This is a genomic window from Phyllobacterium sp. GQ127, assembly GCF_059758635.1.
The window spans coordinates 1-12,235 of the sequence record NZ_JCAXDZ010000005.1 but is presented as its reverse complement, the minus strand read 5'-3'; the positions used below and the strand labels follow the sequence as shown (position 1 = coordinate 12,235).

Annotated in this window: 11 protein-coding genes; 2 read left to right on the top strand and 9 right to left on the bottom strand. The window is 51.4% G+C overall.

The window, feature by feature from the left end; all coding sequences use genetic code 11:
- Positions 1 to 132: 132 nt before the first annotated feature.
- Complete coding sequence (locus tag AC6CHM_RS17830; RefSeq protein WP_162802518.1) at positions 133 to 366, top strand: hypothetical protein; 234 nt, start codon at positions 133 to 135, stop codon at positions 364 to 366.
- Positions 367 to 700: 334 nt separating this feature from the next.
- Here the strand turns inward: AC6CHM_RS17830 and AC6CHM_RS17825 are convergent, their stop codons facing one another.
- The 9 genes from AC6CHM_RS17825 to AC6CHM_RS17785 form a co-directional block, all read right to left on the bottom strand.
- On the bottom strand, positions 701 to 1,990 hold the full coding sequence (locus tag AC6CHM_RS17825) for a glycosyltransferase family 4 protein (RefSeq protein ID WP_498173911.1): 1,290 nt from the start codon (positions 1,988 to 1,990) through the stop codon (positions 701 to 703).
- A gap of 14 nt (positions 1,991 to 2,004) precedes the next feature.
- Entirely contained in the window at positions 2,005 to 3,225 is a 1,221-nt protein-coding gene (locus tag AC6CHM_RS17820) for a glycosyltransferase (RefSeq protein WP_498173910.1), read from the bottom strand.
- A gap of 370 nt (positions 3,226 to 3,595) precedes the next feature.
- The gene (locus AC6CHM_RS17815; protein WP_336442127.1) at positions 3,596 to 4,336 is read right to left on the bottom strand and encodes a TfuA-like protein; all 741 of its coding nucleotides are present in this window, start codon (positions 4,334 to 4,336) and stop codon (positions 3,596 to 3,598) included.
- A gap of 9 nt (positions 4,337 to 4,345) precedes the next feature.
- Complete coding sequence (locus AC6CHM_RS17810; protein WP_336442126.1) at positions 4,346 to 5,602, bottom strand: YcaO-like family protein; 1,257 nt, start codon at positions 5,600 to 5,602, stop codon at positions 4,346 to 4,348.
- Entirely contained in the window at positions 5,599 to 5,865 is a 267-nt protein-coding gene (locus AC6CHM_RS17805) for a hypothetical protein (protein ID WP_498173909.1), read from the bottom strand. The genes AC6CHM_RS17810 and AC6CHM_RS17805 overlap by 4 nt, the downstream gene beginning before the upstream one ends.
- A 277-nt stretch (positions 5,866 to 6,142) precedes the next feature.
- A complete protein-coding gene (locus AC6CHM_RS17800) occupies positions 6,143 to 6,406 on the bottom strand; it encodes a hypothetical protein (protein ID WP_336442124.1) in 264 nt (87 codons plus the stop codon).
- Positions 6,407 to 6,438: 32 nt separating this feature from the next.
- The gene (locus tag AC6CHM_RS17795; RefSeq protein ID WP_498173908.1) at positions 6,439 to 8,460 is read right to left on the bottom strand and encodes a BTAD domain-containing putative transcriptional regulator; all 2,022 of its coding nucleotides are present in this window, start codon (positions 8,458 to 8,460) and stop codon (positions 6,439 to 6,441) included.
- Between the two features lie 373 nt (positions 8,461 to 8,833).
- A complete protein-coding gene (locus AC6CHM_RS17790) occupies positions 8,834 to 9,166 on the bottom strand; it encodes a hypothetical protein (RefSeq protein WP_337354870.1) in 333 nt (110 codons plus the stop codon).
- On the bottom strand, positions 9,153 to 10,295 hold the full coding sequence (locus AC6CHM_RS17785; RefSeq protein WP_498173907.1) for an acyltransferase family protein: 1,143 nt from the start codon (positions 10,293 to 10,295) through the stop codon (positions 9,153 to 9,155). Before AC6CHM_RS17785 ends, AC6CHM_RS17790 begins: the two co-directional genes overlap by 14 nt.
- Before the next feature lie 314 nt (positions 10,296 to 10,609).
- Here AC6CHM_RS17785 and AC6CHM_RS17780 point away from each other — a divergent pair.
- Positions 10,610 to 12,235 (top strand): ABC transporter ATP-binding protein (locus tag AC6CHM_RS17780; protein WP_498173906.1); only part of this gene is annotated, 1,626 nt, incomplete at its 3' end.

Below are 12,235 nucleotides of genomic sequence, written 5' to 3'. Positions count from 1 at the left end.
TCCAGGAAAAGCTGAAACGGGCTTTCCATCGGGAATTGCGTAGCAACAGAGAGTTAGGGCAATGCACTTCAAACGGCTCTGACGAACATAGTGATCGGTGTGATACGGATGCAACTCTTATCTGGGTTACTCATGCCCCATCTTCTTCAAACGTTTTGTCCTTCCAAAACGGTCCATACGCGGATCGCTAACGCATTGTGGGTCGAGTATGGCGGAGCACCATGGGACATGCCTCCTGATTGGGAGCCGGACAGACAATGGGCATCCACGCTGGAATTGAATCTCATTCCCAATCTCGGACCAATGTCTGTAGCTATTTTGCGGGAGTGGCTTGCGGCAGGTGATGATGAGTTAAACGAGCGATAAATCGCTTTAAGTCATCCGCCAAATGACGAGCCAGAAAACCACGCAAAGAAAGAATGCAGCCCAACGAATAAGATACTTCTCCTCAACGAGGTCAAAGAATGACTTCGAGGGTCGTTGGGTTGTGGTCTCAAGATTTTCAGAAGTATTTTTCATCTATCTCTTAACGATGCATTTTTACACTGAGGTCAATTCTAACCTTGAATTTGGACCAAAGATAGCCCGGCAGATTTAGACCTCTCCTAAATCAATTACAACTTTAACCAAAAAGTATGAATAAATGGATAGCGCGCCTAACCCCGAACAATCGAAGTAGGCGTCCTTAAAGGCTTGATGATCAGATCGCTTGGTAAGAAGGGTGCATTCCGGCGGAGGAATCAAGCGCCGGTGCAGTATCCGGCAATTTTTCACCGGCCAGACATTCGCCATAAAGGGCGATCAGTTCATTACACCAACTTTGCGGCGTATTGGCCAAGCCTGGAGAAAGAGCAAATGCGGTCTTGCTCATGTGCTGAACCCGGTCATCGCTGTCGAGTTCTGCAAAGGCTGCTGCCAGGCTTTCAGCGTCAGACGCTTCGGCAACTATGCCGCATCCGAGCTCCTGCGCTTCATTGGCGATGAATGCAGACTTGAAGGCGACGATTGGAATTCCGCTTTGAAGGCTTTCATGAGCAACCAGGCCAAAGGGTTCGGGAAGTCTGCTCGGCATAACCACAAACCGCGCTTCCTGTAAAAGGGCACTGATCTCGTCATGAGTTTTCCAGCCCTCGCAGATTACCTCCGGATAGCGCTGGAGCAACTCCTCGCGAAAAGCTCCATCTCCAATGACGCGCAGCCGCCGTCCTACCGTCCGCGCGGCTTCAGCAGCAATATCGACGCCCTTTTCAAACTCGAGCCGCCCTATAAAGAATATGTCACTATTCTCTTCGGCAGGGATGCGCTTTTTTGCAAATGGCTTGACCGGATTAAGCACCGTTCTGATGCGCGATGAGGGAATTCCGCCTCTTTCGAGCCATGGATTCATCATTGGATGAATGGACGCAATCGTGCAATTGGATTTGGACATGTCCAGAAGCCGTGTGCGCAACCACGACCGCGCAAAACGCCACAGCTTGTCGGCATAGCGTCGCTTGTCGCAGTTTGAAGCCAGACATTGTCCGCTTAGCGGTGTTAGGGAACACACGCTATTTGTCTTGAAATTAGCATAGCTCCCGTTGGGACACACCAAAGTAAAATCGTGCGCCGATATTATCAGGCGGCTATAGACCGGTTTAAGCGCTGAAAATATCGAGGGTGAGAGTATCTGGGCCCATGCATGGACATGATAGACCGTGCCAGGCGTGTCCTTTTGCGCAATGTAACGCGTGATCGCCTCATAAGCGGCCTTGTTATAGGCGCCATCCATGATCCGCCTGTGAACCGGCAATTTCAGCAGCGGCTGGCTTCCCAACCCGTCAATTTCCACATTATGATTGCCCTGCAATGGAAAGCCGGCGCCAGTATCGCCTGTCAGGAAAGTAACGGGTATTCCGGCCTCATGCAGCAGGCGTGCTGACAGCAGAGCCAAAGCCGCCGCGCCGCCGCTGGCCACAGCTTCATCATTGATGATCACGACGCGTTCCAACATAGCTGCGATATCCTTCAGCTTGGCCGCAGCGAATTTGTGCTGGTCTGTGCCGGAGCCTTCAGGGCAAGGACAAGAGCGCCCGAGCGCCCTCTCGCGTCGGATGTTCCTTGTGTCTGCGAAATCATGTCCATGGTTTGTTGCGCATTCCGGTGCTCAAATTCCTTGCGAATGAGCTGGCTCATTTTATCCTTGAATGTTTCCTTGCTGAAACGCAGCGAATGCGCGCGAATTCGGGCAGGCACGAAGCTCTTTTCCACCAGCTCGAACTGCTCGACACAATCAATCAATGCTTCCACGGATTGTTCTGAAAACAGCATGCCTGACAGGCCATTGACCACGGTGTCAACCGCCCCGCCTTTGCCATAGGCGAGAACCGGGCGGCCGCTTGCCATTACTTCAACCGGCACGATACCAAAATCTTCTTCGCCAGGAAAAATCAGAGCCTTGCACCGTGCCATATGGCTCTTCAATGATGCGAATGGCTGGTGATTCAGGAATGTCACCGTTGGCCCCGCCTTGCTCTTGAGGCTGGCCATCTCTTCGCCTGTCCCAATCACGACAAGCTTCTTGTTCATTCTGGTGAATGCTTCAACCGCAAGATCAACGCGCTTGTAGCCTACCAATTGCCCGGCACAAAGGTAGAAGTCATCCACCGTTTCGGATATTGCAAATTCACTCACTGAGACAGGCGGATGTATAACAACCGCGTCCCGCCGGTAATATCTCTGCACGCGATTGGCTATGTGGCGCGAATTTGCGACAAAGCAATCAACGCGTGCACTGGTCGAAACATCCCACTGCCGCAGCCAGGATGCTATTACCGGCATGAACAATCGTTTCACGAAGCCCGCGCTGGCACGGTAGAAAAAATAATGATCCCAGATGTAGCGCATCGGCGAGTGGCAATAGCAAATATGCAGCGCATCGGGCTTGGGGATAATCCCCTTTGCCGGCCCGGATTCGCTTGAGATGATCAAATCATAGCTGGTCAGATCCATGCTTTCCAACGCCAGCGGCATTAGAGGCAGCAACATCTGATAATGTTTCTTTGAACCCGGTATTTTTTGCAGGAAGGACGTTGTGATTTTGTGGTTTTTCAACCGGCCCTTGATCGCGTCGGGATCATAGACCAGCGTGAAAATATCTGCCTCGGGGTAAAGCTCACTCAGTGCTTCGAGGACTTTTTCGCCACCGCGCATCGATAAAAGCCAATAATGAACGATAGCTACTTTCACAATACTGCCCCTCGTCCATGACATGGCGTACGCGCACGAGAGCGCGCGCGTCATGCCCGGATCTTGATTATTGGGTTGGATTCTTCAGGACGGATAAGAACAGTGCTACGCCGAAATTCTACATTCAATTCACTTTAGAATTCCGGCGTAGGTCCCCCACTGACTGCCCGCTTGCTCCCACACACGCTTGATTTTTTTGATCTTGTTTTTCATGCGTTTAAAACTTGCGACCACACATATGAAGCTAAATCTCTGCCCGTTACGCAAGCGTGACTCAAAGGGCTTTTTCCGGAAATTTTTACAAAATCTGCGCTAACCAATAAGATTGTACTGAATTCGGTTAGGCTCGAAACTTAAGGAGTAGAGGAAACTAGACCTTCAGTTTGAGCCATTGGCTGGTTTCATTGAAGGTCCAATCTTGAAAATGATCGTCAGGCGCGCCCATTTCCTTCGGCTGGCGTTGCTCCAGCATGGTTTCCAGCAACAATGTGGCGTCAAGTCGCTTGATGTTGCAGATATGCGGTCTTATGCGGGCTTCACCATCGGCAATTTCGGTTGAAATCTTGTCAAAAACCCGTCGCCAGCTGCGCTCCTTGAAGAATATCGCATTCGCTGCTGAGCGAATATAATACATTTCATCCGGATTGATGGCTCCGGCGGCTTTGGCCCTTTCCAAAGTGGCATCAATAGTGACCATTGCCTCGCTGAATGCGATATAGCCAAACTCGGCTGGCGCATGAACCTGCGCAACAGCCGCATCGTCTTCCAGCCCGCCAAAAGCATAACGCTCGAACACTTCCCCAATGCCGATCATGCCGAATGGATAGCATTCGGCGGCACGCAAAGCGCCCATGCTGGCAGCGCCGTAAATCACTGCGCCTTTTGACAAGGCATAGAGAATTTCCTTGTGCCAGACGGCTGCAACGTCCTCAAAGCGTCCATCGACAAGCCCGATCGTGCGAAATCCCTGATCCACGGCATGGGTAATGTCACCGCATTTGGCCGGCCCACGGCAAGTCAATTCATGATCCGGCAGCAGCACATCCTCTCCGCTGCGCAACGGCACGAACTTGGTTCCCGAAAGACTCGGGCCTGCAAAAAGAATCTTCATGGCGTTGCTTTACTGGCGGAGCATTGCATTGAGAGCCCTCCCGCCGAAGCGATGTTTGCGAATACCTGCCGGGCTTTCCAACTCATTGACCAGCACCCGGCAGACGGAAAATCCATATTCTTCTCCGCCAAGCGGAACAGCAACCACGCTTCTAATGCCGCGCTGGCGAAGTGGGTTGAGATAGGTTTCCAGACTTGCCCGCGCGACCGGCGATGGGTCTTCGAAATGGAAATCACTTCCAGGTTGCGCGTGGATATAGACGGCAAGGTCCGGCGCAAGCCGCTGCGCATATTCCGATGGATCGAAATCGTCCCGGGCACCCGAAATATTGGTGATACGGGTCTGCGCCGCCTCGGTGATCGCGCGCATGGCGGCTACGCGCGGAGAAAGATGGCAGCCATATCCCGCTGCGAGATCGAAATGCAGATAGGTGCCGTGCTGTGTTGCCGGACTGATGGTCGCCATGAAAACCGGCAGCGCAATATCCGAGCTCGTATCGAAGAGCCTCAGCACAAAACCTGCACTGGCAATGCGTTCGGCGAGCCAATCAATATTGCTGTCGGAGAACACGCGCGGATCGACGCATCGCGCCTGGACACCAGCGTCACGCTGAAACCGCCATAGCTCCGTTGCATCACGCTCCACCCGTTCGCAAAGTCCATGGATAACCGCTTCCAGCAGGCAGTTTCCGGACGCCAGCCCATCGGTGGATTGGCTATAGTGCCAGTTCTGCCGCTGCGACGTGAAGTCAAGCGAGACGACCTCGCGCGGCACGTAGACCGGGAGTTGCTTGAGGAGATCAAAGCCTTCCAACCATTCGATCGGCTCGTCATTTCCGGGCTCATCAGCACCGCGCATGAGAAGCATGCGCCCGTCAAAAACAATATGTCCGCTGTCTTGCAGGGCAGCTTTCGTTGCTGTGATTGACGTGGCGGGAATGTCTTCGGCAATAGCGATTTCTGCGGCTTCCATAACAGCGGAAGCACGCGCATGTGGTGCCGTGATACCTTTGCCTTGGCTGACCGCCAATGTACGGCTATTTGGGCGTACCGCCATCCACACCGGAATACCGATGCGGTCGAGGCCGGTCACTTCCGCCATTCGAACAATGCCCAGCTGCGAGAAATGTGGACGCAGCCGGCTCACGGTCACATCCGCATCATGCAATCTGGTGGAAGACGGATCATTATTGCTTGCGGCGGAGCGAAGCTTGGCTTCATCCGCCGCAAGCCTTTCATAAACCGAAATCCCGGCCCGTGACTTCATAAGAAACTCCTTCTGATAATCACGGGCAGATCGGCGACTATTTTATCAGACTGGTACGGCCGTGCTTTTCTCTGGACCAAAAGAAAATGCTCGATCTGACAAATCGCTTCTACTATCAAACGAGAAAGCACGATCAGACGGATCGCTTCTCCCATCAAACGAGAAGGCACGATCCGATGGATCACCTCTCCCGTCAAACGAGAATGCTCGATCAGATGGATTACTTCTCCCGTCGAACGAAAAAGCTCTGTCTGACGGATCACTTCGAGTTTCGAGAGACACATTCTCATTGCCCGCCATGTCGCTGATACTCGAAAGAAATTCATGCCCAGCGGATCCGAGTGATCGAAGAATATCCCGATCAAGACATTCAACGCTGTGTGTGTCAGCGTTTACAAGCCATAATTTATCAACTTCCGGTTGATCTACAATGTAAAACCTTGCCATGCGATTAGCCTTTCTATGAAGGAGAGCCCACATGGCAAGCGTATGACGATTCTTTAATAGATCAAGAAGAAGATTTGCTTAATACCCGTCTACTTACTTTTCATGAGACGTCGGATCAACAATGAATGATTGAGAAATAGCTTCAGATCGACTGTTCGTCGCGATCGCGATACTTATCCCTTTTAAAGTAGTAATGCCGCTCGCCCTTGCCTTATCAAGGATTTCAACAAAACCCGCATCAGCCGCTTGTGACTTGGCAAGAGTGATATCTGTCAGTGGCTCCACCGAACGGTTGTCCAAATCAACCAACCAAAGCTCCTTGGCATCCGTTTCCCCAATAATGAAGTATTTCGCCATCAACATTTACCCCGTTTGCATTGTTTGTCTAACTATTGAAAACCTGCCTCGCGCAGCGCATTTTCATATCTTTGACGCTGTTCCGGCAAGCGCACTCCAAGGCCTTTAATCCAATCATCTATCCGAAATGTTGGATTATCTTCCATCGCTTGCTTTTTATATTCGCCGGCTTTTTCTTTTTCGCCCTGCATTGCATAGCAAGCTGCCAGCAATCTGGCCGCAGCTCGCGGGTTCTGCATCTGCTCGAGAGTATCTACAGCCTCCGAATGGCGCCCCATATTGTGGAGTGCCCCACCCCCTACCCAATAATAATAATCAGGCGCGAGGGGATTATGGGCGATTGCCTGCTGGATTTTCTCCAATGCCTGATCGAGCCAACCATAATGGGTCAAAGCGTCCGCATAATCAGCCAACAAGTCAGCATGTTGGGGATTGATGGACTCGCCTTGATCAAAATACTCCAAACTTTCCTCGAATTTACCCAAATACATGCTGATCGTACCAAGTTCGCGTAATGGCCGTTCATCGTCTGGATCATTGGGAGTCGCCCGCTTGGCAATTTTCTCCCCTTCAAGCAAAATATCTTTTTCACTGCGCGCCAGCATCAGCCATTCCTTTTGCATGGTTCTTGCTATCCCGCTAAGCGCAGGAACAAAGTCAGGCGACGCTATCAGGGCATTCTTGAAAGATTGCCGAGCATGGCGCAGCGTGGACAGGTCGAATTTATCGATGTCGCGCTTGGCCATGAGGTACCAATAATAGGCATTTGGATCCTGATCGAGCTTGTTGTAGCGGTCAAGTTCCGACTTCTCGATTACAGAGACGACAGAAAGAATGATGCGGATGGAAAGCTGGCGGTATTGCTGTTCCGGCAGGACATAATCAAACTTTGTTTTCTCCGCCCAGACGATCTCCTGCGTTTCGGTGTCAATGAGTTTCACTGAAAGGAAGCAAAACCCGTCGCGGCGCACAATCTTGCTGTCGACGGCATAGCTGACACCGAATTGCGTCTTGAGACCGTCAAAACTGTCAATCGGGGATTCTGTTACCACGCGCTTGGACGTATAGGGCGCGACAACTGAAAGCGTGCGCAAACGGCATAGGCCGATCGTGATATCATCTACCAGCGATGCGGCAAGCTGCTCCATCGGGTCGGATGCATTATGCGGCAAATAGAGAACCATAACCCGCGGCAGGCCCGCTTGTTTGGCCTGTTGCAGCTGAGATACGGCGCGGATCGCGTGCGGTGTCTGTATTTCGGTCCGGATTGCAACAGGTTGTGCTGACTGCGTGATAATGAGCCCTCTTGTTGTTGCCGGGGAAAGTTTCGGCAGCAATTGCTGATAGAGCTCAATCGTTTGCTCTTCCGGCTCGACATCAAGATCATCGCGGAGCTTTTTCGTGCATTCCCGGAATGTCCGCTCCACCTTGGCAATCAGCCCAAGCTGCGATGCTGTTTGCATCAATGCGCGATAACCAACCTCCTGATAGGGGTCAATTTCGATCAGCTTACGGGCGCATTGCCGCTTTTCATCGATACTTACGCCTATGGGCTGATCAATCATCAAAAGCAGCATCGCGGTCAGATCATCGCGAATCTTTACGCGCTTGACGTCCAGCCATTCATCAAAATCAGAAGCTTGCGGCTCGTTCTGCGCCAGAAGATCGCCGGCATAAAGCTCGATCATCGGCAGCAAGGACTCAATATCGCCCTTCTGCATTAGCTCCATATACTCAAGAAGATCGATCCGCAGAAGATCGGCCCTCACCTGCGACAGGTTCAGGTAAACATAAGTAGCATCGCCCTGTATAAGACTTAAGCCATATTGCTCCTGAAATTTGCGGATACGCGCCAGACTTTGCCGCAGATTCATGGAAGCGTGGGATTGGTCCGTCTCGGACCAAAGAACTTGTGACAGCTTGCCACGAGAAACGGAATGGTTGGGGTTTTCCAGCAGAAGGTAAACAATAATGCGAAGAAAATTGGCAGGGACACGGGGAACAAGTTGTCCGCCCAGACTTACAGTTGCCTCTCCAAAAACTGCAATCTTCATTCCGAATAAGCCCCGGATTTATCTAACTGTTTTCTTCCCGATATACGATCTGCATAGGCTATCAGTCACAATTTTAACCAAGTCCACCCCATATCTATAGATAGATATAAAGGTAAAACTATAATAAATTTGTATTAATACTGCCTCTGAAATACTTGCAAAGAGACCGACAGTACGGAATGTCCGTTCCGGGTTCGTTTTTCATAAGATAAATTCGTTTTAAGTCTCGACTATCCGCAAAATAATGACATTGTGCAAGAGGGTTGATGGATTTTTGAAAGAAAAGTCAAAGAATCTGCCAAACTATTGCTACATAGACACAAGTGCCTGAAAGTTAGTGTCTTCTCTGCCAAGCAGATAGTTATTTGCGTTACTATAATTCGTCGTGAAAAGATGAGGTTTTTCCCAAAATGCCTTCAACAAAAGTCAACTGGCTTTCAAGAAACGCAACCCGCTTTTCATAGGCTTTCATAACGCTCGTCAGATTTTCCAGGCGACCCTCATAGGATTCCGGTTCGGCAATATCTGTCATTGCTTCAAGCGTCAGTGCCGCATCCGCAGATGCTTCGGCAAAACGCTTGTTGAGGCCGAGCTTCTCCAGTTCCAATTCATTTCGGACAGCCGTCAGCGTCGTAATAATGCGTTTGAATCGGGCTGTATCACTCTCGCGATCCCGCTCCGGATCTCTGACGTTAAAGCCGAACATCGATCTGCCCTCCGTCTGGTTGAGTTGCTCCGCTTACAGGTTCCGGTGCCGGGAAGGGTTTGTAGAATTTGCCATCACCCTTGCGCGTCAAAGATGTGAGCATTCTTCGCATGGGTTCATCATAAAGACGCAAGGCCATCCAGGAAAAAGCCAGGATCATGACGAAGCTCATGCTGGCGATAATGTGCGTATTCCAGCCTGAAAGCAATGATTGGCTAAGACCTGACATCATCAAGACAATAGGAAAATGCAAAACATAAATTGGATAGGACAAACTGCCGAGCAGGGAGCCGAAACGCATGGTGTTTGTTTGCCCGGTGCCTCCAAGGACGATGGCAGGCAGACACAGGCTGATAAAAACCAAGTCCAGCCAAGGGAAATTTCGCTCTGATACGGCAACTGGAATTGCAAGCACAAAAACCAGTGCGGCCGAAAGGGTAAACATGCTCCAATGCCGCGCATTTGCACTCAGGCGGTGCTGCTCACGATATATGACCACACCCAAGGGAAAGCCGAAACATACCCGGGCCAGACCGCCCCAGAAGGTTGCGGTGTCATATCCAATATTGAGCGTGTGATATCGGTTCACGAAAACCGCAAGCAAAACCAGACTGACTACGATGATCAGGATCAGGGTGCTGGTACGGAGCCAAATGCCACAGACCGCCCATAATAGATTGATAAGCAACTCGAAAAAAAGCGACCAGAGCGGACCATTTCCGGGGAAAAGATCGTGAGATGTTGCTGTTGCACTGAGGAAAGACGGAACCATTGCAAGATTGAGCATTCCGGACGCCAGCAGGACCTCCAGAGATTCAACTTTTCCGGGAAAAAACAGCCATTTCAGCAAAAGGACCACCAGGCCCATGCCAGCACCAAGCAGCGCCAGCGGATAGAGTCTGATCACGCGTTTTATGATGAATGACCCAAGTGACAAATGAGTCCGGAGGTCTCTTTCATAGGCGTGGGCAACAACAAACCCGCTGAGCACAAAGAAGAAATCCACGGCAAGATAGCCTCTCGGTACGATAGCCGGAATCATGCCGAATTGCGACAGATGGAATCCAACGACAAGGAGGGCAGCAACGCCTCTCAGTCCATCAAGCATGTCGTATCGTTGGACGTTCATCGGTTTCCCCAAGCCCCCTCCGTCCGGCCTTTTGGTGGCACTGGGAAGGCCGGGCGGTGCTGCACTTAAATTATAGGCCTGACGGCATATCGCTGTCGTGTCAGCAATTTGAACTAGTGGTCTAAGCAAAACTTTCCGGCCTATCCGCACCATTTCCGTTCAAGTCGCGGCAGTTCTGTTCAAGCGCTTGTAAAAGCCGACCATTATTATCGCTGTATTCGTCGATTCTATTGGGCAAAAGGCAAACATGTGCTAACTCCTGCCCGTGCCTTTCCAGGCACAATCGCTTCTCCCACAGTGCTCGCGCGTATAAAATGATCAAACGTTTCTTTGCCTATTATGCCCCTTACAAGGGACTGTTTGCGCTGGATTTTTCCTGCGCAATCATATCGGGCTTGCTGGAACTCGGCTTTCCCATGGCCGTGCGCAGCTTCATTGATGTTTTGCTGCCCAGCCAGAACTGGACACTTATCCTTCTGGCGTCTTTCGGTCTGCTGGCGGTCTATCTGTTTAACACGGGCCTGAACGCGGTCGTCGTTTATTGGGGGCACAAGCTCGGCATCAATATTGAAACCGAAATGCGCCGCAAAAGCTTTGACCACCTGCAAAAACTGTCCTTCCGCTTCTACGACAACCATAAGACCGGTCATCTCGTCGGGCGCGTAACGAAGGATCTAGAGGAAATCGGCGAGGTCGCCCATCATGGTCCTGAGGACCTCTTCATTGCGATCATGACCTTCATCGGTGCCTTCTGGCTGATGGTCTATGTCAATCCTCTATTGGCAATTCTGACACTGATCGTGGTGCCGATCGTTGTTTGGGGCGCTGGTCAATATGGTGGCCGCATGACCAGGAACTGGCAAAATCTCTATAGCCGCGTCGGTGATTTCAACGTGCGTATCGAAGAGAATGTCGGTGGTATGCGCGTCGTTCAGGCATTCGCCAATGAAGAGCATGAACGCTCTCTTTTCGCCCGCGACAATGCACGCTATCGCGAGACCAAGCTTGCCGCTTATTGGATTATGGCTGCAAGCACGTCACTGAACTATATGAGCATGCGGCTGATACAGGTCATTGTCATGATCGCCGGAAGCTACCTTGTCATCACCGGGCAGATGACAAATGGTGGTTTTGTCAGCTTTCTCCTGCTGGTTGCTGTTTTTGTGCGCCCGATCGAAAAGATAAACTCGGTCATTGAATCCTATCCCAAGGGTATTGCAGGGTTCCGCCGCTACACGGAGCTTCTCGATACGGAGCCGGACATAGCCGACCGCGTCAATGCCCTGACCGTTTCCAATCTGAAGGGCAATATCGCTTATAAAAACGTAACGTTCCGATATTCACCGGAGCGCGATGCGCTGCATGAGATTGACCTGACCATCAAGGCCGGTGAAACGGTCGCGTTTGTTGGCTCATCAGGTGCCGGAAAAACCACGCTTTGCTCGCTGCTGCCGCGCTTTTATGAAGTAAACTCCGGCAGCATAACGATTGACGGCATCGATATTCGCGACATGACATTGGCCTCGCTGCGTAGCCAGATCGGCGTCGTTCAGCAGGATGTGTTTCTGTTCGGCGGGACCATACGGGAGAACATTGCCTATGGCCGTCTCAACGCAACAGACGAACAAATTGCTGAAGCTGCCCGGCGTGCCCGGCTTGATGAGATGATTGCATTGCTTCCTGCTGGCTATGAAACGATTGTCGGCGAACGCGGAGTCAAGCTTTCCGGCGGGCAAAAACAGAGGCTTGCCATTGCGCGAATGTTCCTGAAAAACCCGCCAATTCTGATTTTGGACGAAGCGACATCGGCTCTGGACACCAAGACAGAGCGGGAAATCCAGCTATCTCTGGCCGAACTTGCGCAGGGACGCACCACGCTGGTTATCGCCCACCGACTTGCCACGATCCGCAATGCCGATCGTATCGTTGTGGTAGAAAAT